General features: G+C 67.8%; 18 protein-coding genes. 16 read left to right on the forward strand and 2 right to left on the reverse strand.

Annotated features, from left to right (window positions below; genetic code table 11):
* Positions 1 to 71: 71 nt before the first annotated feature.
* Complete coding sequence (locus tag IPU70_RS09885) at positions 72 to 5318, reverse strand: YadA-like family protein (protein WP_207466885.1); 5247 nt, start codon at positions 5316 to 5318, stop codon at positions 72 to 74.
* A gap of 463 nt (positions 5319 to 5781) precedes the next feature.
* On the opposite strand from IPU70_RS09885, the gene IPU70_RS09890 reads away from it, so the two are divergent.
* The 16 genes from IPU70_RS09890 (at position 5782) to IPU70_RS09965 (ending at position 19106) form a co-directional block, all read left to right on the forward strand.
* The gene (locus tag IPU70_RS09890; protein WP_207466887.1) at positions 5782 to 6690 is read left to right on the forward strand and encodes a LysR family transcriptional regulator; all 909 of its coding nucleotides are present in this window, start codon (positions 5782 to 5784) and stop codon (positions 6688 to 6690) included.
* A gap of 234 nt (positions 6691 to 6924) precedes the next feature.
* Positions 6925 to 7083, forward strand: a complete 159-nt coding sequence (gene napE / locus IPU70_RS09895) for a periplasmic nitrate reductase, NapE protein (RefSeq protein WP_013393095.1) — start codon at positions 6925 to 6927, stop codon at positions 7081 to 7083.
* A gap of 23 nt (positions 7084 to 7106) precedes the next feature.
* Positions 7107 to 7424 (forward strand): chaperone NapD, encoded by a 318-nt coding sequence (locus IPU70_RS09900; protein ID WP_207466889.1) that lies wholly within the window; start codon positions 7107 to 7109, stop codon positions 7422 to 7424.
* The gene (gene napA / locus IPU70_RS09905) at positions 7408 to 9903 is read left to right on the forward strand and encodes a periplasmic nitrate reductase subunit alpha (protein ID WP_207466892.1); all 2496 of its coding nucleotides are present in this window, start codon (positions 7408 to 7410) and stop codon (positions 9901 to 9903) included. Before IPU70_RS09900 ends, napA begins: the two co-directional genes overlap by 17 nt.
* Positions 9904 to 9923: 20 nt before the next feature.
* Entirely contained in the window at positions 9924 to 10400 is a 477-nt protein-coding gene (locus IPU70_RS09910) for a nitrate reductase cytochrome c-type subunit (protein WP_207466894.1), read from the forward strand.
* 16 nt (positions 10401 to 10416) lie between these two features.
* Positions 10417 to 11055 carry a cytochrome c3 family protein gene (locus IPU70_RS09915; protein WP_207466896.1) on the forward strand — a complete coding sequence of 213 codons (639 nt, stop codon included), beginning with the start codon at positions 10417 to 10419 and terminating at the stop codon, positions 11053 to 11055.
* A complete protein-coding gene (ccmA, locus tag IPU70_RS09920) occupies positions 11042 to 11716 on the forward strand; it encodes a heme ABC exporter ATP-binding protein CcmA (RefSeq protein WP_207466898.1) in 675 nt (224 codons plus the stop codon). The genes IPU70_RS09915 and ccmA overlap by 14 nt, the downstream gene beginning before the upstream one ends.
* Positions 11682 to 12347 carry a heme exporter protein CcmB gene (gene ccmB / locus IPU70_RS09925; RefSeq protein WP_013393089.1) on the forward strand — a complete coding sequence of 222 codons (666 nt, stop codon included), beginning with the start codon at positions 11682 to 11684 and terminating at the stop codon, positions 12345 to 12347. The genes ccmA and ccmB overlap by 35 nt, the downstream gene beginning before the upstream one ends.
* 7 nt (positions 12348 to 12354) lie before the next feature.
* Positions 12355 to 13143: a heme ABC transporter permease CcmC gene (gene ccmC / locus IPU70_RS09930; RefSeq protein WP_207466900.1), complete on the forward strand. Its 789-nt coding sequence runs from the start codon at positions 12355 to 12357 to the stop codon at positions 13141 to 13143.
* Positions 13140 to 13310, forward strand: coding sequence for a heme exporter protein CcmD (ccmD, locus tag IPU70_RS09935; protein WP_207466903.1), 171 nt, complete (start codon positions 13140 to 13142; stop codon positions 13308 to 13310). The genes ccmC and ccmD overlap by 4 nt, the downstream gene beginning before the upstream one ends.
* A complete protein-coding gene (gene ccmE / locus IPU70_RS09940) occupies positions 13307 to 13762 on the forward strand; it encodes a cytochrome c maturation protein CcmE (RefSeq protein ID WP_207466905.1) in 456 nt (151 codons plus the stop codon). The genes ccmD and ccmE overlap by 4 nt, the downstream gene beginning before the upstream one ends.
* On the forward strand, positions 13759 to 15765 hold the full coding sequence (locus tag IPU70_RS09945) for a heme lyase CcmF/NrfE family subunit (protein ID WP_207466907.1): 2007 nt from the start codon (positions 13759 to 13761) through the stop codon (positions 15763 to 15765). The genes ccmE and IPU70_RS09945 overlap by 4 nt, the downstream gene beginning before the upstream one ends.
* Positions 15765 to 16286, forward strand: a complete 522-nt coding sequence (locus IPU70_RS09950) for a DsbE family thiol:disulfide interchange protein (RefSeq protein WP_207466909.1) — start codon at positions 15765 to 15767, stop codon at positions 16284 to 16286. The genes IPU70_RS09945 and IPU70_RS09950 overlap by 1 nt, the downstream gene beginning before the upstream one ends.
* A complete protein-coding gene (locus tag IPU70_RS09955) occupies positions 16283 to 16831 on the forward strand; it encodes a cytochrome c-type biogenesis protein (RefSeq protein ID WP_242702402.1) in 549 nt (182 codons plus the stop codon). Before IPU70_RS09950 ends, IPU70_RS09955 begins: the two co-directional genes overlap by 4 nt.
* Complete coding sequence (gene ccmI / locus IPU70_RS09960; protein WP_207466911.1) at positions 16828 to 18150, forward strand: c-type cytochrome biogenesis protein CcmI; 1323 nt, start codon at positions 16828 to 16830, stop codon at positions 18148 to 18150. Before IPU70_RS09955 ends, ccmI begins: the two co-directional genes overlap by 4 nt.
* A 167-nt stretch (positions 18151 to 18317) precedes the next feature.
* Positions 18318 to 19106, forward strand: coding sequence for a hypothetical protein (locus IPU70_RS09965; protein WP_207466913.1), 789 nt, complete (start codon positions 18318 to 18320; stop codon positions 19104 to 19106).
* A gap of 132 nt (positions 19107 to 19238) precedes the next feature.
* Here IPU70_RS09965 and IPU70_RS09970 read toward each other — a convergent pair whose 3' ends face one another.
* Positions 19239 to 22421 (reverse strand): tetrathionate reductase subunit A, encoded by a 3183-nt coding sequence (locus tag IPU70_RS09970; RefSeq protein WP_207466915.1) that lies wholly within the window; start codon positions 22419 to 22421, stop codon positions 19239 to 19241.
* Between the last annotated feature and the right edge of the window lie 4 nt (positions 22422 to 22425).

A 22425-nucleotide genomic window follows, 5' to 3' on the forward strand; every position in this document is an offset into this window, starting at 1 on the left:
GGCTGTGTACCTCTCTTGAATCACCGAGGATGCGGCGGCTGGCCGCGTGCCTGCGTTCGTGCTGCACCTGCTCACCATTGATACCCGACTCCCACGCTCGCGCCGTAATCGCCGCGCGAACTGCTGCTGGCCAGGCCCTTCACCACCCATTTGCCGCTGTCGGACACCGTCGACAGCCCCATGGCGAAGCCGCTTTCGCCGCGCCACGTGCCGCCTCCCATGCTGAACATGCTCCTGCCAGGCAGGTAGGCCTGGGGCAGCGCGGACATGGCCATGGCGGAGGCGACGCCGGCACTCAACCGGTTGTCCAGTCCTTGCACGTCCTTGCGCAAACCCGCCACCTGGTTGGTCAAGCCGCTCTCGATTTCCCTCAGCTGGTTCACGTTGACGGCGTCCGTTCCCGCCGTACCGCGGGCCACGTACGCGATCTGGCGCTCCGCCCCTTCGGCGCCAACCGACGCGGTGTTGTCGCGGTCGGCAACGGAGCCCGCGCCCAGGGCCACCGCGTTGCTGCCCGATGCCTTGCTGCCGTTGCCCAGCGCCGTCGCCCCGGCGCCAGACGCCTGCGCGCCGTTGCCGATCGCGGTGCTGTTCTTGCCTGAAGCCACGGCGCCCGCGCCGCCCGCCGCCGAGTTTCTGCCGCTGGCCTTGGGCGGCTTGGCCGCCTTTTCCTCCTGGCTGGTCTGGAACATGCCGGCGGCGCCATTGCTGATGTTCGTCACATCGCCTGCGACGCCAGCCACGCGCTCATCCAGCGCGGTGAGCTGGTCGCCGACCTGGAGCACATTGCCCGCAACGTCCTGCAAGCGCTTGTCGGTGTAGTCGTTGGCCTGCTTGAGCGCGCCGTCCAGCTGCCGCAGGTTCACGGCGTCCGTGGCCTCGCGGCCGTCGGCCAGATTGCTGAGCGTGCGCTCCGCGCCCGACGCGCCTACCGACACCGTGCCCGCCGACTGGTTTTGCACCTCCGAGTACTTGCCGGTGTAGCTCTCGGCGCCCCGGTCCGCGACAGCGCCTGCGCCCAGCGCCACATCGCCCTCCTTGCCGGCGGCCGCGCCATTGCCCAAGGCCACCGAGTTGGCGCCGTTGGCCGCCGCGGCCGGGCCCATTGCGATACTGCCGAGACCGTTGGCCAGGGAATCCGGCAGGACCGCCGACGCCCCGCCATTGGCGTGGAAGTACTTGATCCCAGCCCCGCCCTGGGTGAAGGTGTCGATCGTATCGCCTATCGACTTGAGGTACTGATTGGTCTCGAACAGCTGCGAGCCGTTGACTGCGTCAGTACTCTCTGCCGACAGGGCGCCCCGCGCCACGTTCCTCAGCACCGTTGCCGCGCTGCCAGGGTTCAAGGTCACCATGCCGTAATTGATGGTGCCGTCCTGATTGCGGTCGTATTTCACGCCCCCTGCTTCGAGGCCAGTCACGTTCGAGGCCAGCGCTTTCAACTGGCTGACGTTCACCGCGTCGGAATCCACCGTCCCCGCCGCCACTCCGGTGATCTGCCGGTAGTTGCCAGCGTCGACGTCACCCACGGAAAGCGCCGCCAACTTGCTGCGCGTGGCGTTCACAGCCGCGCCATCGCCGCCCAGGGGCACGTATCCATCCGCCCCGGCCACCACCTTGGCGATCGACCCGGCGCCCAGCGCTACGCCACCCCCCGTGATGACTCTGCTGCCCGCGCCCAGAGCCACCCCCTGAACCGCGTCAGCCAAGGCCTGCGTTCCCGCCGCGATGCCATCCGCGGACGTCGTGCGCGCCTGCTGCCCCAGGGCGATACCGCCGGGCGCGCTCTGATCCACCACAGCCCGCTCGCCGATTCCCAGGCCGCGGTCGCCGTTGACCACCGTCTGCGGTCCGATGGCGATCGACTCCACACCTGTCGCCAGTGAATCGGATGCCGCCGAGTTGGCGTGGAAGTACTGAGTGCCAGTGGCCGTCAAGGATCCGATCGCGCCGGTCAACTGACGCAAGGTCACCGCGTCATGCGCTTCGGTACCGTCCGCCACGTTGGTAATCTGGCGATACGCGCCGTCGTGGCCAACGGACACAGCCCCCAGCAAGGTGAGATCCGCCGTGTTGAACGGCACCAAGGCGCCGCCGCTGCCTATCGCCAGGCTGCCCGTGGTCGACACCAACGCCCGGTCGGATACGGAACCGGCACCCAGCGCCACGCTCCCTTCCTGACCCGCCACGGCGTCGTGGCCCAGCGCCAGCGCGTTGCCGGCCGTGGCTCGCGCGGTGTAGCCCAGCGCCGTGCTGCCCACGCCCTGCGCGTACGCATCATCTTCCGCCATCCCCGATTCGTTGGTCCGCGCATAGCGCAGGCCAAGCCCCTTGTCGGCCTTGCTGATCAGATTGTTGTCTCCCGCCAGGTTCGTGAACGTATCGCCCATGGTCGTCAGCGTGTCGCCCATCCGCAGCACGTCCTGATTGATGTCGTAGAGCTGCGAACCGTTCACCGCATCGGTGCTGGCGACCGACACGGCCCCGCGCGCCAGGTTGGTGAGCTTGGTGCCGCCCGTCGCGCCGCCATCCGCCGACACCGCACCGGCCAGGGTGATCAGGCTCTTGGGATCTCCCAACTTGCCGTCGTAGGTCACCGCCCGGTCACCCAGGCTGCCGAGGTTGTCGGCCACGGACTTCAGCTGACTCACGTTCACCGCGTCCGTGTCGGACGCGCCCGCGGCCAGGTTGGTGAGGCGCCGTTCCGCGCCTGCCGAGCCTATGCTCACCTCGCCCACCGGCGCTGCGCCAGCCACCGCCGCCGTGCCCGACCGGTACGCCGTCGCGGCCAGCGTCGCGCCATTGGCGACCGCGTTGGCGCCCAGCGCCACGCTGCCCGCATGGCTGGCCTGGGCATCGCGGCCCAGCGCCAGCGCGTTGTCGGCCGTGGCCCGCGCGTTGTAGCCCAGCGCCGTGCTGCCGGGGTTCTGGGCGTAGGCATCGCTGGACGCCAGCCCGCGTTCATTGGTGCGCGCGTAACGGATGCCCTGGCCGTTGGCGTCCGTGTATGCCACGCTCGTGTCGCCGGTCAGGTTCGCCAAGGTGCCGCCGAGACTCGTGAGCGTGTCACCCAGCGTGGTCACCGTGCCTCCCATGTTCGTCACCGTGTCGCCGAGGTTCGTCACGGTGTCGCTCAGGTTGCTAACCGTATCGCCCATGGTCGTCACCCGGTCGCCCATCCGCAGCACGTCCTGGTTCGTCTCGTGCAGCTGCGAACCGTTCACCGCATCGGTGCTGGTGGCCGACAGTTCTGCGCGCGCCAGATTGATGAGCTTGGTCCCGCCCGTCATGCCTCCATCCGACGACACGGAGCCGGCCAAGGTGATCAGGCTCCTGGGATCCCCCGACTGGCCGTCATAGGTCACCGCCCGGTCGCCCAGGCTGCCGACGTTGTCGGCCACGGACTTGAGTTGGCTCACGTTCACCGCGTCCGTGTCGGCCGCGCCCGCGGCCAGGTTGGTGAGGCGCCGTTCGGCGCCCGCCGAGCCTATGCTCACCTCGCCCACCGGCGCGGCGCCAGCCACCGCCGCCGTGCCCGACCGGTATGCAGACGCGGCCAGCGTCGCGCCATTGGCGACCGCGTTGGCGCCCAGCGCCACGCTGCCCGCATGGCTGGCCTGGGCATCGCGGCCCAGCGCCAGCGCATTGTCGGCCGTGGCCCGCGCGTTGTAGCCCAGCGCCGTGCTGCCGGGGTTCTGGGCGTAGGCATCGCTGGGCGCCAGCCCGCGTTCATTGGTGCGCGCGTAACGGATGCCCTGGCCGTTGGCGTCCGTGTATGCCACGCTCGTGTCACCCGTCAGGTTCGCCAAGGTGCCGCCGAGGCTCGTGAGCGTGTCACCCAGTGTGGTCACGGTGCCTCCCATGCTCGTCACCGTGTCGCCGAGGTTCGTCACGGTGTCGCCCATGCTTGTCACCGTGTTGCCCAGATTCGTCACGGTGTTGCCCAGGTTGCCAACCGTATCACCCATGGTCGTCACTCTGTCGCCCACGCGCTGCACGTCCTGGTTCGTTTCGTGCAGCTGTGCGCCGTTCACCGCATCGGTGCTGCCGGCCGACACGGCCCCGCGCGCGAGGTTGGTCAGCTTGGTGCCGCCCGTCGCGCCGCCGTCCGTGGATGCAGGTCCAGCCAGGGTGATCAGACCCTTGGGCTCACCGTCGTCGCCGTCATAGGTCACCGCCCAGTCGCCCAATGCGTTCACCGCCTGATTCGTGGCGTGGAGCTGCGAGCCGTTGATGGCATCCGTGCTGAGAGCGCCGAGCCGCCCTGCCGCGACATTCGTGATGGAGCGCTCCGCGCCTGTGCTGCCCACGCTGATCGTGCTGGTGGGCGCCGATCCGGCGAACGAATAGGATCGCCCCGCGATTGCGGCGCCGGAGGTGCCGACGGCTGCCGCGGTCGCGGATCCCGCCCCCAGCGCGACGTCGCCCGAGTTTGTCGCAACCGAGTCGAACCCCAACGCCATGCTCCGCGCCGCCAGCGCGTTGGCATCGTTGCCAATGGCCAAGGCCGCCGCACCCGTAGCCGCCGAGCTATTGCCCAGTGCGACGGCCCCTGCTCCGGTGGCCCGATTGGCATTGCCGAACGCCACCGAGTTTTCACCGATAGCCGAACTGTCGCGGCCGATGGCCACCGCGGAGAAGTTCCCTGTGGAGCCATCAGCCACGCTGCCGATGCCGATGGCCACGTCGCCATCGCGCTGCGCCTGCGCCCGCGTGCCGAGAGCGACGGAGTCAGAGCCCATGGCGCGCGACTCTCCGGCAATCGCCACGGCGCCAGCACCAGACGCTTGCGCGCCCGCAGCTGCCGTGTTGGAAGACGTATTGCCGCCGATGGCAATGCTGCCGACCGCCGTGGCGCGGGCCCATTGGCCAAGCGCGGTGGCGCCCGCCGCCAGGGCGCTGGCCTGCATGCCCACGGCGGTGCTCCGGATTGCCGCGGTCGCGGCAAAACCCAGGGCGGTCGCGCCGTTGCCTGTCGCCGTGGCATTGAAGCCAAAGACCTGCACGCCGGTGTAGCCGCCGCCGTCGGCATCGCAGCCGAGCACGTTGGACCACAGGCCGGACCCGTCCTTCGGATTCTTGCCCGCGGGATAGGCCATGCCGTCCGGCCCCGTCCCTTTGGGAGAGTTGCAGCCATTCGGGTTGTACGTTGCTGCGTGAGCCTGCGGACCCACGCCCGCCAAGCCCGCGAAGAGCGCAAGCCCCGCCACGATGGGCGCCAAGCGCAGGTCCTGCTTCAAATGCTTCCTAGCGGACTGCCCGCGTACCGTCGCGTGTTCATCCGCATCGATCCATGCGTTCCCGAGTATCTTGTTCATGAATGGGTGCTCCAGTTCAAAAACTCAATGGAACCTCTCATCTCCGCGGCCTTTCCCCGCACCCATGACAGGGACCGGGAACAAGCTGCGGCTACTCTCGCCCCCTGCTTCGCAAGCGCTCTGGCCGGAGCAGGAATGTCGCCAACCGCGTCAAACCAGCGGCCGATCTATTGATGACGATGGAAAAGGAAATGAGCCGAGATCTACGCGGGGTGCCTCGCTTGCCGGCGCAGGCATCCCGCAGCGACTGCATCGGGTGATGCATTGAGGCCAAGACTACGGCGCGCGATTGCAATCGCACATTGCATTCGGGCCTATGGGGCGTATCGGCCTGGACTACCTATACCGGCATGCCGCTAGCGAGTAGCACATGGAGTTAAGACTCCCGGCGCCCTGCCGTTAGTAAACAAATGGACCGCTCAATCGTCCTAGGGTCGGCATGGGTTTCATGAGGAGCGGCTCCATGGATTTGCTGGCAACAATACGCATCTTTCTCCGCGTGGTGGAACGCGGAACGATCTCTGGCGCGGCGCGCGATCTCGACATGAGCCAACCGTCAGTCAGCGAACGCATCGAAAAGCTGGAACGTTTCCTCAGCGCCCGCCTGTTGGTGCGCAGTTCTCGCAAACTGACCTGTACCGCTGAGGGCCGGACATTCTACGAACAGGGCAAGCACCTGTTGGATACGGCCGAAATGACGATAAATTCAGTAACATTAAGCGATGGACAGATACAAGGGAACTTGAGGCTCGCCGCGCCGCAATGCCTGGGCGAGATCGTCGTGCCCAAAGCCTTGATGAGCGTGCGCGCAGCCCATCCTGAGCTGCACGTGGACCTCACCCTGAGCGACGCCATTTCCGATCCGGTCACCGAGGGGGTCGACATCTCGCTGCGGCTGGGCCGTCTCAACGAAAACGGGGGCTATATCGCTTTTCCGCTCGGATGGGTGGGCCGCAAGCTGGTCGCGGCCCCCTCCTACCTGGCGGCCCGCGGTCCGGTGGAAACGCCGGCTGACCTGGCCTGCCACCCATTCATCCGCGTGAAGGCCGCTTTCATGAACGACCAGGTGCCGCTGATGCGCGAGAACGGGCCGGTGGTCCAAACGCGAATCAAGACCGCCATGACGGTCAGCCACTGGCGTCCCATGTACGACCTGATCCTCTCGGGCGGCGGCATCGGCGTCCTGCAGCATCCCGCATGCGCCAGGGCGCTGGCGCAAGGACGCCTCGTGGAACTGCTGGATGGCTATCGGGTTCCGCCTCTTCCGCTCAATGCCCTGATTCCACCCTTGCGGCCGTTGCCATTGCGCGTGCGGGCGGTGCTTGACCTGCTGAAGCGGGACATTCCGGCGTTCCTGCAGCCCGCCGTTTGAACTGGCCCAAGGCCTATGCGCCATCAGGAATGAACGCCGATTGCCCGTGCGCCACTGAGCCGTTCAACGGCGACACTTTTCATCATTTCCCTGCCCGTTTTGCGTCTCGCTATACAGCGCCGGCGCGGATTGTTACGCCGTGGTGCAACATTGACGCCTTTCAAAGCCATCTGCTAAAAGCTTCGGTATCCGCACGTTAAACGCAATGCCCCAACTGTCGTAGTGAGGTGGTGTGTGCAAAACGAGTCCGATGGCTACACCAAGCCTCAGGAACTGCGCAGTTTCCTGTTCCTGACGGCTGTCATGGCCCCCGTCCTGTCGGTCATCATCGTGGCAGGCTACGGTTTCCTGGTCTGGTTCTATCAGCTGATCGCCGGCCCCCCCGGTAGCTGATGCAACGCGACGGAACCCCTCCCATGTCCGCGCTCCCCCATTCCGCGCCGCCTGCGGCGCCGCCAGAGCTGCACATCGCCAGCATGGTGGTGCACGCCGCGCCGCGCCGTTTGCCCGAGGTCCGCCTGGCGATTCTTGCGATCACCGGCGCGGAAATCCATGGCGCTTCCGACACCGGGAAACTGGTGGTCACCCTGGAAGCCCCCTCCACCGACGACATGATGGCCCGGATCTCCGAGATCCAGCGCCTGGATGGCGTGCTGGCTTCGGCGCTGGTCTACCAGCACGCCGACTCGCTGGACGCGATGAACGAGGAGATTGACGATGGCAATGGCTCGTAGAGACTTCATCAAGCAATCCGCCGCCGCTGCGGCCGCGACGGTGGCCGGCATTCCCATCGTCGGCTACACGCAGAACATCGTCACCGAATCCGAGGCCGCCAAACTCAAGTGGTCCAAGGCGCCCTGTAGGTTCTGCGGGACCGGCTGCGGCGTGAACGTCGCCGTGAAGGACAATCAGGTCGTGGCCACGCACGGCGATTTCAACGCCGAGGTGAACAAGGGCCTGAATTGCGTCAAGGGCTATTTCCTGTCCAAGATCATGTACGGCAACGACCGGCTGACCACGCCGCTCTTGCGCATGAAGGACGGCAAGTACGCGAAGGACGGTGAATTTGCGCCGGTGTCCTGGGACCAGGCCTTCGACGTCATGGCCGAACAGTTCAAGCGGGTGCTGAAGGACAAGGGTCCCGAGGCCGTGGGCATGTTCGGCTCGGGCCAATGGACCGTCTGGGAAGGCTACGCCGCGCTCAAGCTGATGAAGGCGGGCTTTCGCAGCAACAACCTGGATCCGAACGCGCGTCACTGCATGGCTTCGGCGGCGGTGGGCTTCATGCGCACCTTCGGCGCCGACGAGCCCATGGGCTGCTACGACGACATCGAGAATGCCGACGCGTTCGTGCTGTGGGGCTCCAACATGGCGGAGATGCACCCCATCCTGTGGACCCGCGTGACCGACCGCCGTCTGTCCGCGCCCAAGACCAAGGTGGTCGTGCTGTCGACCTTCGAGCACCGTTCTTACGAGCTGGCCGACATCGCGCTGACCTTCACGCCGCAGACGGACCTGGCGATCCTGAACTACATCGCCAACCACATCATCCAGACCAAGCGCGTGAACCGGGATTTCGTGGACAAGCACACGACCTTCCGCGAAGGCAATACCGACATCGGCTACGGCTTGCGGCCCGACCATCCCCTGCAGAAAGCGGCCAAAAACGCGGGCGACGCCGGTGGCTCCAAGCCCATTACTTTCGACGACTTCGCCAAATTCGTCTCCAAGTACGACCTGGATTACACCGCCAAGCTGAGCGGCCTGCCCAAGAAGCAGCTGGAGGAGCTGGCCGAACTCTATGCCGACCCGAAAGTGCGCGTCACCTCTTTCTGGACCATGGGGTTCAATCAGCACACCCGTGGCGTGTGGGCCAACAACATGGTCTACAACATCCACTTGCTCACCGGCAAGATCTCCACGCCGGGCAACAGTCCCTTCTCGCTGACCGGCCAGCCCTCGGCCTGTGGTACCGCCCGCGAAGTGGGCACCTTCTCGCACCGCCTGCCGGCCGACCTGGTGGTGACCAATCCCAAGCACCGCGCGCACGCCGAGGAAATCTGGCAGTTGCCCGACGGCACCATCCCCAGCAAGGTGGGCGCGCATGCAGTGTTGCAGAACCGCATGCTGAAGGACGGCAAGATCAACGCCTACTGGGTGATGGTCAACAACAACATGCAGGCCGCCGCCAACCTGATGAACGAAGGCTTGCCCGGCTACCGCAACCCCGACAACTTCATCGTGGTGTCGGACGCCTACCCCACCGTCACCACCATCTCGGCCGACCTGATCCTGCCGGCGGCCATGTGGGTCGAAAAGGAAGGCGCCTACGGCAATGCCGAAAGACGCACCCAGTTCTGGCACCAGCTGGTCAACGCGCCGGGCGACGCCCGCTCCGACCTGTGGCAGCTGATGGAGTTTTCCAAGCGCTTCAAGGTCGAGGAGGTCTGGCCGGCCGACCTGCTGGCCAAGAAGCCGGAATACCGCGGCAAGACGCTGTTCGACGTGCTGTTCGCCAATGGCAAGGTCAACCGCTATCCCAACACCGAGCGCGCCAAGGACTACGCCAACCAGGAGGCCGAGGCTTTCGGCTTCTATGCGCAGAAGGGGCTGTTCGAGGAATACGCCGAATTCGGCCGCGGCCACGGCCACGACCTGGCGCCCTTCGACACTTACCATGAAGTGCGCGGCCTGCGCTGGCCGGTGGTCAAGGGCAAGGAAACGCTGTGGCGCTACCGCGAAGGCAGCGACCCCTACGTGAAGGCGGGCGCGGGCTTCGAGTTCTACGGCAACGCGGATGGCCGCGCGGTGATCTATGCCCTGCCTTATGAACCGCCCGCGGAATCGCCGGACAAGGAATACCCGTTCTGGCTGTCCACCGGGCGCGTGCTGGAACACTGGCATTCGGGTTCGATGACGCGGCGGGTGCCGGAGCTGTACCGCGCCTTTCCCAACGCGGTCTGTTTCATGCACCCCGACGACGCCCAGGAAATGGGCCTGCGGCGCGGCGTCGAAGTCGAGGTCGTGTCGCGCCGCGGCAAGATGCGCACGCGCCTGGAAACCCGCGGCCGCGACAAGCCGCCGCGCGGCCTGGTCTTCGTGCCCTGGTTCGACGCCGGCCAGCTGATCAACAAGGTCACGCTGGACGCCACCGATCCGATCTCGTTCCAGACCGACTTCAAGAAGTGCGCGGTCAAGATCGTCAAGGTCTGAAAGGCGAACCGGAGACAGCCATGAACCTACGCGCCCTTACTCTCGCGACGTGCGTCATCCTCGGTTCGGCCGCTTGGGCGGCGCCGCCGCTGGAGGTCGAAGACCCGATGCGCGGCCCCACCCCGATCGCGCAGGAAGCCGACCCGCCCCTCATCAGTCCGGTCGAGAACAAGGACATCAAGCGGATGCGCACGTATTCCATGCAGCCGCCCACCATTCCGCACAAGATCGACGGCTACCAGATCGACAAGGACTTCAACCGGTGCCTGGCCTGTCACGCGCGCGTGAACACAGAGGAAACCCAGGCGCCGCCCCTGAGCGTGACCCACTACATGGACCGCGACAGCAACGTGCTGGCGGAAGTGTCGCCGCGCCGCTACTTCTGTGTGCAATGCCACGTGCCGCAAACGGAGGCCAAGCCGCTGGTGTCCAATACCTACCAGGACATCGACGTGATCCTCAAGCGCCTGACCGCCCCGGCGCCCGCCAAGAAGTAAGCGACCGGAGGCAGCCATGCTCGCACTCATCAAGCGCTACTGGAACATCATCCGACGGCCCAGCGTGCATTTCAGCCTGGGCTTCCTGACGGTCGGCGGATTCATCGGCGGCATCCTGTTCTGGGGCGCCTTCAACACCGCCATGGAACTCACCAACACCGAGAAGTTCTGCACCGGCTGCCACGAGATGCGCGACAACGTGTACGCCGAATTGAAGGGCACGATCCACTTCACCAACCGTTCCGGCGTGCGGGCGCTGTGCTCCGACTGCCACGTGCCGCATAACTGGACCGACAAGATTGCGCGCAAGATGCAGGCGTCCAAGGAAGTTTGGGGCAAGATCTTCGGCACCATCGACACGCGCGAAAAGTTCGTGGAAAAGCGCCTGGAACTGGCCCAGCACGAGTGGGCGCGCTTCAAGGCCAACGACTCGCTGGAATGCCGCAACTGCCACAACTACGAGTACATGGACTTCACGCGCCAGAGCCCGCGCGCGCAGAACATGCATTCCACCTATCTGGCGGACAAGAGCAAGACCTGCATCGACTGCCACAAGGGCATCGCCCACAAGCTGCCCAATATGGGCCCGGGCCCGACCTCGATGGCGCCGGAGCCGGCCAGCCCGGCCAAGGAAGTGGCGCATGCGGCCCGCTGACGCGCCGCTGCCCCTGCTGTGCGCGCGCGGCCTCGCCAGCCGCCGCGGCCATTGCGCGCCCGTGGATTTCGAACTGCATGGCGGCCAGCTGCTGCACCTGCGCGGCGCCAATGGCAGCGGCAAGACCAGCCTGTTGCGCATGCTGGCCGGCCTGTTGCGGCCGCTGGCGGGCAGCGTGCTGTGGCGCGACAGCGACGCGCGCCGCGATCCTGCAAGCTACCGCGCCTGCATGGCCTTCCTGGGACATGGCAATGGCCTGTGCGGCGAGCTGAGCGCCGCCGAGAACCTGCGCTACGCCCTGCATATCGCCGGCACCCCGCAGACGGAAACCCGCCTATCGGACGCCTTGCGCGCATGGCGCCTGGAGTTCTGCGCCGACGTTCCCGCGCGGCGCCTGTCCCAAGGCCAGGGCCGCCGGCTGGCGCTGGCTGCCGTGGTGCTCGGCGGCAAACCCTTGTGGCTGCTGGACGAGCCCGATGCGGGCCTGGATTCCGCCAGCCTGGAGCAGTTGCGCCTGGCGCTGGCGGCCCATCTGGCAGCCGGCGGCGCCGCTGTGCTCGCCTCGCACCGCGAGCCGGGCACCGCCGCCGCACACACCCAAACCCTGGACATGGATGACTACGCGGATGCTGGCTACGCTGTCGCAGTTGGCGTTGCGTGAAATCCGCCTGGCCTGGAGACGGCCCGCGGACACGCTGGGCGCCACCCTGTTTTTCATCGTGGCCGGCACGCTGTTCCCCCTGGCGGTCGGTCCCGACCCCGCGCTGCTGCTGGCCATCGGGCCGGGCGTGCTGTGGGTCTGCGCCCTGCTGGGCATCCTGCTGACGCTCAACCGCCCCTTCGCCCAGGACTACGATAACGGCGCGCTGGAACAACTGCTGGTATCGCCGCATCCGCTGCCGCTGCTGGTGGGCGCGAAGCTGGCGGCGCACTGGTTCAGCAGTTGCCTGCCCTTGATCCTGGCCAGCCCGGTGCTGGCCTTGCAGTTCGGCCTGTCGCCGCAGGCCATCGGCATCCTGGTCCTGTCGCTGCTGCTGGGTACGCCGACGCTGGCGCTGGTGGGCGGACTGGGCGCGGCGCTGACGCTGGGCCTGCGCGGCGGCGCCCTGCTGCCGCTGCTGGTGCTGCCGCTGTACGTGCCGGTGCTGATCTTCGGCGCGGGCGCGGTGTCGGCCTCGCACGCCGGCATGGGCGCCGGGCCGCAATTGTCGCTGCTGGGCGCATGCCTGTGCCTGGCCATCCTGTTATGCCCCTGGAGCGCCTCGGCGGCGCTGCGCGTGGCGCTGGACTGAGGACGCCATGCACAAGCACCCTGCCCTGGACGCGTATCCGCCCGCCGCCGCCGCGGGCGCGGGCTGGCTGCGATACGCCTCGCCCGCCGCCTTCTATCCGCTGGCCGGCCGGATGATTCCATGGCTGGCGTTGGGCGCCGCGCTGTTCGCGGCTGCGGGCCTGTACGTGGGACTGGCCGTGGCGCCCGCCGACAGCCAACAGGGCGAGGTCTACCGCATTCTGTTCATCCACGTCGGGGCGGCGTGGATGTCGATGTTCCTGTACCTGGTCATGGCGCTGTACGCCGCGCTGGGGCTGGTCTTCAATACCCGGCTGTCGTTCATGATGATGCGGGCGCTGGCGCCCACCGGCGCGCTGTTCACCTTCCTGACCCTGTGGACCGGCGCGCTCTGGGGCAAGCCCACCTGGGGCGCTTGGTGGGTATGGGACGCGCGGCTCACCTCCGAACTGATACTGCTGTTCCTGTACCTGGGCTTCATGGCCTTGCAGGCGGCCGCCGACGACGACACGCAGCGGGCCGACCGCGGCGGCGCCATCCTGGTGCTGGCCGGCGTGATCAACGTGCCCATCATTTACTTCTCGGTGCGCTGGTGGAGCACCCTGCACCAGGGCGCGTCGATCAATCTCACCACCGCGCCCAGCATGGCCCGCATCATGGTGACGGCGATGATGCTGATGGTGGCGGCGTTCTGGCTCTATAGCGCGGCGGCGGCGCTGGCGCGCGTGCGCGGCATCATCGCCGAACGCGAGCCGGGCGCCGTCCGCGCGGGCCGCGCGCGGCGGGAGGCGCCATGAGCTGGGAAGCGCTGTTTTCGCTGCAGGGCCATAGTCCCTACCTGCTGGGCGCCTATGGCGTGACGCTGGCCCTGATCGGCCTGGAAGCCGCGCTGTTGTGGCGCCGCAGCCGCGCCCGGCGCGCGGCGCAGCAAACCGCCAGGCACGCGGACGGGGCTGCGCCATGAGCCCGCGCAAGCGCCGCGCGCTGGCCATCGTCGGCGGCCTGGGGCTGCTGGCCGCGGCCGCCGCGCTGGTGCTCAATGCCCTGCAATCCAATCTGGTGTTTTTCTTCAGCCCCACGCAAGTGGTGGCCAGGGAAGCGCCGGCCAGCGGCAGCTTCCGCGTGGGCGGCCTGGTGGAGCAAGGTTCGCTGCGCCGCGAGGCCGACGGCCTGACGCTGCGCTTCGTGGTGACGGACACCGCTCACACGGTACCGGTGAGCTACCAGGGCCTGCTGCCCGACCTGTTCCGGGAAGGCAAGGGTGTGGTTGTGGCCGGCAAGCTGGGGCCGGACGGCGTGTTCCGCGCGACCGAGGTGCTGGCCAAGCACGACGAGAACTACATGCCGCCCGAGGCCGCCGACGCGCTCAAGCGCGCGGGCGCCGGGACCGGCGCCATGCGGGCGGAGGCGCAATGATTCCCGAGATCGGACTGTTCAGCCTGATCCTGGCGCTGCTGGTGGCGCTGGCGCAAGGCGTGCTGCCGCTGGTGGGCGCCGCCACCGGCTGGCAGGCGGGGCTGCGGGTGGCGCGGCCCACCGCCGTCGGCCAATTCGGCCTGACCACCGTGGCCATCGGCTGCCTGGCCTGGGCCTTCGTGGACAACGATTTTTCCGTGCTGTACGTGGCTGCCAATTCGCATGCGGACCTGCCGGCCGCCTACCGCTTCGCCGCAGTCTGGGGCGGACATGAAGGCTCGCTGCTGCTGTGGCTGTATCTGCTGACTGCGTGGACCCTGGCGGTGGCGCTGTGCAGCCGCCGCCTGCCCCTGCCCTTCGTCGGCCGCGTGCTGGCGGTGATGGGCTGGGTCAGCGTGGGCTTCCTGCTGTTCCTGCTGTTCCTGTCCAATCCCTTCGAACGCCTGATGCCACCCGCCATGGCCGGCCGCGACCTGAATCCGCTATTGCAGGATCCGGGCATGATCGTGCATCCGCCGATGCTGTACATGGGCTACGTGGGTTTCTCCGTGGCCTTCGCCTTCGCGATCGCGGCGCTGCTGTCGGGCGAGCTGGATGCCATGTGGGCGCGCTGGGTGCGGCCCTGGACGCTGGCCGCCTGGACTTTCCTGACCATAGGCATCCTGCTGGGCAGCGCCTGGGCCTATTACGTGCTGGGCTGGGGCGGCTGGTGGTTCTGGGATCCGGTGGAGAACGCCTCGTTCATGCCCTGGCTGGCGGGGACCGCCCTGATTCATTCGCTGATCGTGACCGAGAGGCGCGGCGCCTTCCGCAGCTGGACCGTGCTGCTGGCGATCTGCACCTTCTCGCTCAGCATCCTGGGGACTTTCCTGGTGCGCTCGGGCGTGCTGACTTCCGTGCATGCCTTCGCGGTGGACCCGGGACGCGGCCTGTACATCCTGGGATTCATGCTGGTGATCGTGGGCGGATCGCTGGCGCTCTATGCCTGGCGCGCGCCCAAGGTGGGCCTGGGCGGCGGATTCTCGCTGCTGTCGCGCGAGTCCCTGCTGCTGTCCAACAATGTGATGCTGACGGTGGCGGCCGGCTCGGTGCTACTGGGCACGCTCTACCCCGTGGTGCTGGACGTGCTGGAGTGGGGCAAGATCTCCATCGGCCCGCCCTATTTCGAAGCGGTGTTCGTGCCGCTGATGACGCCCGCGATCTTCCTGATGGGAGTCGGCCCGGTGGCGCGCTGGAAGCAGGCGGAACTGCCCGACCTGGGCCGCCGCCTGCGCATCGCCTTCGCGGTCAGCGTGGCGACCGCGCTGCTGCTGCCGCTGGCCATGCCGGGCCCGGCGCGCCTGGGTTCGCCCATGGTGATGCTGGGCCTGTGGCTGGCGGCGTGGTCGGTCGCCAGCGCCGCCACGCACGCCTGGCAGCGCCTGACGGACGGCGACGGCCACTGGCTGCGCCGATTGGGCCGTCAGCCGCGCTCCTGGTACGGCATGCTGCTGGCGCATGCGGGCATGGGCATCTTCATCGCCGGGGTCACGCTGGCCAATGGCTACGAGGTCAAGCAGGAGCTGCGGATGGAGATAGGCTCCACCCAGGAGGCCGGCGGCTACGCATTCACCTTCGCCAGCATCGGCCCGGCCGCCGGCCCCAACTACAGCGCGCAGCGCGCCGTGTTCCCGGTGACCCGCGACGGCAAGCCGGTGCTGACCCTCTACCCGGAAAAGCGTCTCTACACGGTGCAGGACATGGCCTTGAGCCAGGCCGACATCGACAGCGGCTTTACCCGCGACCTGTTCGTGGCGCTGGGCGACCCCGTGGGCGACAAGGCTTGGACGGTGCGCCTGCAGGTCAAGCCCTTCATGACCTGGATCTGGACGGGCTGCATCCTGATGGCGCTGGGCGGCCTGCTGGCGGCCGGCGACAAGCGCTACCGCCGCGCGCAGGAACAGGCCCGCGCGCCGCAGCCGGCCATGGCCGGCGCCGCGCGGCCCACGCGGGAGGGTGTCTGATGCTGCGCTACCTGGTGCCGCTGGCGGCCTTCCTGGCGATGGCTGTGTTTCTGGCGATGGGCCTGTCGCGCGACCCGCGGGCAGTGCCCTCGGCCATGATAGACAAACCCGCCCCCGCCATCGGCCTGCCGGTGCTGCTGACGCCCGGCCAGAAGCTGGAGGTGCAGTCGCTGCGCGGCCAGGTCTGGCTGCTGAACGTATGGGCGTCCTGGTGCGGACCGTGCAAGGACGAACTGCCCGTGCTGCGCGAGGCCGCCCGCCGCCACGGCATTCCGCTGTATGGCTTGAACTACAAGGACAAACCAGAAGACGCCGAAGCCTGGCTGGCGCGCAACGGCAATCCCTACATCGCGTCCGCCAGCGACGTCGACGGCCGGGTCGGCATCGAGTATGGCGTTTACGGCGTGCCCGAGACCTTCGTGATCGACCGCGACGGCCGCATCCGCTACAAGCAGCTGGGCCTGATCACACCCGAGATCTGGCGCGACCGGATCCAGCCCGCGATAGAGGCGCTGCGATGAAGCCGCAGCCCGTCCTGCTTGGCAGCCTGCTTGGCGGCCTGTTCCACGCTCCGTGCCGCGCCTGGATCTGCCCCCTGTTCCGCGCCGGGCTGTGCGCCCTGCTACTGGCCCTGGCCCTGGCTTTGCCCGGCGCCGCGCGCGCCCAGGTCCACGCCGCCGCCGCGCAGCCGTTGCCGCCTGTCCTGGAACAACGTGCCGACAAGCTGGCCCACGGGCTGCGCTGCCTGGTATGCCAGAACCAGACCCTGGCCGAGTCGAACGCGCCATTGGCCCAGGACATGCGCAAGCTGATCCGCGACCAATTGGCCGCTGGCCGCAGCGACGCGCAGATCATGCGTTTCTTCGAAGACCGCTATGGCGACTTCGTACGCTATGACCCGCCCTTCAAACCCATCACCTGGTTGCTGTGGCTGGGGCCGTTCGCGCTGCTGGCGCTGGGCTTCTTCGTGCTGGTGCGCACCTTGAAGCGCCGCGCCGGCGCGCGCGCGCCGCTGACCGCCGACGAACGCGAGCGCGCCGCCCGCTTCCTGGATACCGGATCATGACGTCGCTCTGGCTCATCGTGCTGCTCTTGCTGCTGGCGACACTGCTCTGCCTGATCCCGCCCCTGCTGCGCCGCGCGCCAGCCGCGGAACCCGCATCCGAAGCCAACATGCGCGATTTCTATCTGGCGCAGCGCGAGCAATTGCGGCGCGACTTGAACAACGGCAGCCTTAGCGCCGCCGCCATCGTGCGCGCGGAAGAAGAGCTGCAGCGCGACCTGCTGCAGGACCTGGAATTGCGGCGCACCCGCAGCGCGCCCTGGGCCGGGCAACGCGCAGGCGTCGCGGCCGCCTGCCTGCTGACCGTGCTGATTCCGGTGGCGGCCGTGCTGCTATACGGCCATCTGGGCAATCCGCGCGCGGCGGCCAGCGCCGGGGTGGGCCAGCAGGCCGAACCGCATGCCGCGGAAACCGCCAATGACATGACACAAGCCATCAATGCGCTGGCCCTACGGCTGCGGACGGCGCCAGATGACGCCGACGGCTGGTACGTGCTGGCGCGCTCGTATGAAACCCTGGGGCGCTATACCGATGCGGTGGCCGCCTATCAACAAGTGCTGCGCCTGGTGCCGGGACAGCCCGCAGTCCTGGCCGACCTGGCCGACGCGCTGCTTTCCGCCAACCAGGGCAACCCCGACGAAGCTTCCATCGCGGCGGTAGCACAAGCGCTGGCCGCGCAGCCGGACCAGCCCAAGGCCCTGGCCTTGGCCGGCATGATGGCGCTGCGCCGTGGCGACGCGGCCGAGGCGCTGGCGCATTGGGAACGCCTGCAGGCTCAGTTGCCGCCGGACTCGGAAGCGGCGCGGCAGATCCAATCGAATATCGCGCAAGCGCGCGCCATGGCTGCCGCGCCTGCTGGAACATCCGCTGCGAAGTCTGCCGTTGCTTCATCCGGGACGTCCGCAGCGACATCCGCACGCTCGGCGCCAGCTTCGGCCTCACCGCCCCCCGCCGCCAGCCCGACACCCTCGCCTACCGCCGCCCGCATCAGCGGACGCGCCAGCATCGCCGACGCGTTGCGCGGCCGGGTCCAGCCCTCCGATACCGTGTTCATCCTGGCGCGGCCCGAGCAAGGGTCGCGCATGCCGCTGGCCATCCTGCGCATGCAGGTGTCCGACCTGCCCCGGGACTTCGTGTTGGACGACAGCAGCGCCATGTCGCCCGACGCGACCTTGTCGCAAGCCGGCAAGGTGCGGGTGGAGATCCGGATCAGCCGGTCCGGCACGGCGGCGGCCCGGCCGGGCGACCTGGGCGGCATGCTATCCGGCGTCGGCGTCCATGCCAGCGGGCTGGAACTGGTAGCCGACGCCGTCGTGCCCTAGGCTGGGCCGTGATTCGGGACAGGCCAACCGCGCACTTTCATGCCCGGTGAAATGGCGGACTTGGCCGCCATTTTGCACGTCGATGCAAACTGACGCATGGTATAAGACTCGCGCCACTTCAGCGACGCCGATAAGCATGAGAATGCCAGGAATCAAGCCTAGATAATATGAATCTCTTTAGTGAAGTTTTTTTCTTCGTGCCCTATTCCTGGGAGGTTCTATTTGGCACGTTGGCCGCCCTGCTGCTTGCAAGCCTATGCGGCGCCAAACTGGTCAAGCAGATACGGCGCGCGGAAACGCAAACCAGCGACGATGTGCGCATGGTGCTGGGCGCGACCCTCACCCTGCTGGGGCTTGCAGTCGGCTTCTCATTCTCCATGGCGATCAGCGGATACAACGCCCGGCAGACCAGTGAATCGGCGGAGGCGGCGGCCATCGGTTCGGCCTACGCCAAGGCTGACCTGCTGCCCGCGCAGACCACGGAGAAAATGAAGCAAGTCCTTGCGGAGTACGTTGCGCAACGCATCCGGTTCTACACGGCAAGATCGGAAGATGCACGCCAGGCCGAAGAACGCCAGGCGGCTACGCTGCGGCGAGATGCCTGGCAAATTGCCGTCCAAGGCTCGCTATCCCAGCCCAACTCCCTGACGGCCCTGGCGGTGGCGACGGTTGGAGATCTGCAGAAGTCCTACGAAACCACAAGCTCCACCTGGCGCAAGCAGATACCGTCCGCGGCCTGGGGGCTCATTTTCATACTCGCAGTGTTTTGCAATGTCCTGGTCGGATACAGTGCCGGGGCGCGCGGGCATCGCGGGCTGCTGATCGTGTTCCCGCTGGTTATTGCCATTTCCCTTGCCCTGATCAACGACATCGATGTCCCGGGCCATGGCCTGATCCATGTCAGTCCGGTCAATCTTGAGCGCATGGCAAGTGAACTGGCGGTTCCCTTGAAATGACCGATCGGCGTCAGGCATTTCGAGCGCTCCGGCAAGGCTGCTAGCGCTTCACCGCAGCAGTGGCGAGAGCGCGCCATCCGACCATGCCGAAGACACGGGGCAAGGCTGGATCGCTCCAGCCCGCCCCTCGGCTCAGACCCGTTCGATCCGCGCCGGCAACCCCTGGCGCACCGCCGCGCCCGACACCCAATCGATCCAGACGTTGGCGTGCTCGCCACGCGTGGCGTCGCTGAATCCCAGATCGTTCAGGTTCACGCCCGCAGCCAGCGCCGGGTCGTGCGGCATGGACTTGCCGTCGATGACGTGGGCGCGCGCGCCCAGCTCAGTGTGGCCGTAGCCGTGCTCGATGCCCACCGCACCCGGCTGGATACCGTCTCGCAGCAGCGCCAGCCCGGTCACCGCGCCGCCCGGCGTCACGATGCGCACCGCGTCGCCGTTGCGGATGCCCAGGCGTTCGCCGTCCTGCCGGTTGATCGACACCGGGTTGTGCGGATGCACCTGGCGCAAACGATTCACGCCGATGGACATGGAGCTCATCAGGTTGGACTTGAAGGAGCTGAGCAGGAACGGCCAGTCCTGCTGCGCGTATTGCGCCCGCATGTCGCGGCCGTCCGCCAAGCGCGTCGGATACCAGGTCGGACAGCCGCTATAGCGCTCGCCCGTCATGGAATGGCGAAAGCCCGCCAGTTCCTCGCTCCAGACTTGCAAGGGCTTGGCGTAGGCGGCGCGCGTCTGGCGCGTTCCGCCTCCTTCCACCCAGGCGTCCTGCATCTTGTCGAAACGCCCGCCCCGGCTCATCACCATGGCAACCTGGCGCCATTCGCCCGGCTTCAACTTCTGCTGCAGCAACGCGCCATAGCGGTCCACGCCCGTCAGCGCCATGTCGTCATCGCTGGCCTCCGGCACGGGCTTGCCGGCCGCGAAAGCGATGTTGGCCATGCCGCGCAGGAAGAAATCCTCCGGCGTGTCCAGCGCGTACTTGGCGCCGTCCTTGTCCGAGATCGCGCCGGCGCCGAAGCCCGGCATGTCCAGCCGCTTGGCGCAGGCGATCAGGAAGGTTTCCAGGCAGACCGGCTCGTCCGTGGCCGTGCGCGCCACCCGCGGCTGCACGGCGGGCCAGCGCACGGTGGAGGCCTTCGCGACCACGTCGGCCCAGGGCGCCGAGACGCCCCAGCTTTCGTACGTGACCGTGTCCGGCACGATGTAGTCGGCCAGCGCGTTGGTCTCGTTGATGAAGGGGTTGATCGACACCGACAGCGGTAGCAAGCCCGGATCCTTCATCTTGTCGATGATGACGCTCTTCAAGCCGGCAATGCCGTAGATCGGGTTGCTCATGTGATTGAACCAGACCTTGGCGCGGTACGGATAGCCCGCCAGCGCCGACGCCAGCATCTCCGAGCTGAGGCCACCCGTGGCCGGATACCAGGGCGCCGCGGCCGGATAGGCCGGCTGGCCCGCCGCCTTCTTGCGCTTGAACTCGCTGGACTTCTCGTACGGGAAGCGGTTGCGCGACAGGCCCACGCCCTTGGGCGTGGCACGGTTGGCAAAGCCGGCGATGTTGTAGCGCGGCCCCTGTCCGTAGGGCGGGAACGGGCCGGCATCCAGCACCAGGCCGCCTTCGACGTTGAGGTTGCCCACCAGCGTGTTCAGCATGGCGATGGCATAGGCGGTATAGAAGCCCGAGCCGCTCATCGTGCCGCCGTGCGCATCGGCCACGGCCCGCTTGCCATAGCTGGTGAAGCGTTCGGCCAGCTCTGCGATCTTGGCGGCGGGCACGCCGCTCAGCGCCGCGTATTCGTCCAGCGTCTTGCGGCGCGCTTCCTCGCGCAACAGCGACAGCGAACTGCGCATGCGCAGGGCTTCGGGCGCGGCCACCGTCTCGTCCACGAACAGCGTGGCCGGCGCGGCCGTGGTGTGCGGCGCCAGCGTGCCGTCTTCCAGGCGCACCACATATACGTCTTCCCACTTCTCGCCGGCATCGGCCGGACGCGGCCAACCCAGGTCGGCGCCGCGCAGGAAGCTGCCCAGGCGCGGATGGCCGGGCTCGGCCACCACCAGATGGGTGGCGTTGGTCCAGGCCGCCTCGCCCGCAGCCTTCATGGCCTCGGGACCGGGTTGGGCCAGCGCGCGGGCGTCGTAGCGTTCGTTATCCAGGATCCAGCGGATCAGGCCCATGGCCAGGCCCAGGTCGCCGGCCGGATTGACGGCGACCCACTCATTGCCCGATCCGGCCGACAGGCTGGACGAAGCCGGCAGCATGGGCGACACGACCACATAGGTGAAGCCGGTCTCTTCCGGCCGCACGCGGGCCTCGGCCAACTGGCGGGCTTGGCGCTGGAACGGGTTGCCGGCCTGCGCCGGGGCCGCGCCGATGAACAGGCCGAAGCGGGCATTGTCCCAATCCGGCTTGCCGTGCGGCATGCCCTTCAAGTCGCCCAGCGCGGCGCCCGCGCCCACGCGGAAACTCTGGCCGCAATAGGAGCCATGGTTGCTGAAGTTGACGGTGCCGAACGATTGCCCGGCAAAGCGCTGGATCAGCGGGGTGCGGCCTTCGTTGGACGCGTCGGTGAAGAGGAACTGGTTGACCTTGGCGCCGTACTCGGGGTTCTGCGGGTCCAGCGGCGTCTCGCGGTCGAAGATGGCGCGCAGGCCGTCCACCTGGCCTTCGCCGAACAGATCGCCGCCTTCGCAGACTTCCTGCACCAGTTGTTCGAACGAGATGGTCTGCCACTTGCCCTCGCCGCGCTTGCCCACGCGCTTGAGCGGCTGCAGCACGCGGAAGGGGCTGTTCATCTGTTCCAGCATGGCCGAGCCGCGGGCGCAGGAGGTGGCGCGCCCTTCCAGGCCGTTGTCGCCGCCCAGTTGCGCGTAGACCTCGCGCACCGGCGCTTCCATGGCGGCCGGCCGGGTCGTGGCCAGCGGATGGTAGGGATTGCCGGCCACGCGCAGGATGCGGTTTTCCTTCGTGTCCACGCGCAGGCGCACGCCGCACTGGGTCCAGCAGCCCAGGCAGCTGGAGGGGCTGACCGTCTGGCCCGGCTGGGCGCTGAGCACGCCGGTCAAGGGATCGATGCGGAACTCCGGCGTCAGCGAATTGCCGCGTACCGCGTGCGCCGTGGGCACGCCGGCCGTCCCTTGCGCCAGGCCCTTCACGGCCCGGACCACGGTTTCGCCGTAACCCGCCGCAAAAGCCGCCATGCCGCCGGCGACCACGCCGCCGCGCACCATCAGCTTGCGCCGCGCCTCATCGCGCGGCTGGCCCGGAGCCTCGTCCGGCGGGGCGCCGCGCTTGTCGTCTTCGTATTGCTTGTCCATTGCT

The organism is Achromobacter sp. SD115 (assembly GCF_017355315.1).
In the GTDB taxonomy this organism is placed as follows: Bacteria; Pseudomonadota; Gammaproteobacteria; order Burkholderiales; family Burkholderiaceae_B; genus Achromobacter; species Achromobacter xylosoxidans_B.

Coding starts and splice junctions, on each gene's coding strand:
- ccmD (WP_207466903.1), top strand. CDS start 13,140: ATGAGCTGGGAAGCGCTGTTTTCGCTGCAGGGCCATAGTCCCTACCTG.
- IPU70_RS09910 (WP_207466894.1), top strand. CDS start 9,924: ATGAACCTACGCGCCCTTACTCTCGCGACGTGCGTCATCCTCGGTTCG.
- IPU70_RS09945 (WP_207466907.1), top strand. CDS start 13,759: ATGATTCCCGAGATCGGACTGTTCAGCCTGATCCTGGCGCTGCTGGTG.
- IPU70_RS09955 (WP_242702402.1), top strand. CDS start 16,283: ATGAAGCCGCAGCCCGTCCTGCTTGGCAGCCTGCTTGGCGGCCTGTTC.
- IPU70_RS09890 (WP_207466887.1), top strand. CDS start 5,782: ATGGATTTGCTGGCAACAATACGCATCTTTCTCCGCGTGGTGGAACGC.
- ccmB (WP_013393089.1), top strand. CDS start 11,682: ATGCTGGCTACGCTGTCGCAGTTGGCGTTGCGTGAAATCCGCCTGGCC.
- IPU70_RS09965 (WP_207466913.1), top strand. CDS start 18,318: ATGAATCTCTTTAGTGAAGTTTTTTTCTTCGTGCCCTATTCCTGGGAG.
- ccmI (WP_207466911.1), top strand. CDS start 16,828: ATGACGTCGCTCTGGCTCATCGTGCTGCTCTTGCTGCTGGCGACACTG.
- ccmA (WP_207466898.1), top strand. CDS start 11,042: ATGCGGCCCGCTGACGCGCCGCTGCCCCTGCTGTGCGCGCGCGGCCTC.
- IPU70_RS09885 (WP_207466885.1), bottom strand. CDS start 5,318: ATGAACAAGATACTCGGGAACGCATGGATCGATGCGGATGAACACGCG.
- ccmC (WP_207466900.1), top strand. CDS start 12,355: ATGCACAAGCACCCTGCCCTGGACGCGTATCCGCCCGCCGCCGCCGCG.
- ccmE (WP_207466905.1), top strand. CDS start 13,307: ATGAGCCCGCGCAAGCGCCGCGCGCTGGCCATCGTCGGCGGCCTGGGG.
- IPU70_RS09950 (WP_207466909.1), top strand. CDS start 15,765: ATGCTGCGCTACCTGGTGCCGCTGGCGGCCTTCCTGGCGATGGCTGTG.
- IPU70_RS09970 (WP_207466915.1), bottom strand. CDS start 22,421: ATGGACAAGCAATACGAAGACGACAAGCGCGGCGCCCCGCCGGACGAG.
- napA (WP_207466892.1), top strand. CDS start 7,408: ATGGCAATGGCTCGTAGAGACTTCATCAAGCAATCCGCCGCCGCTGCG.
- IPU70_RS09915 (WP_207466896.1), top strand. CDS start 10,417: ATGCTCGCACTCATCAAGCGCTACTGGAACATCATCCGACGGCCCAGC.
- IPU70_RS09900 (WP_207466889.1), top strand. CDS start 7,107: ATGTCCGCGCTCCCCCATTCCGCGCCGCCTGCGGCGCCGCCAGAGCTG.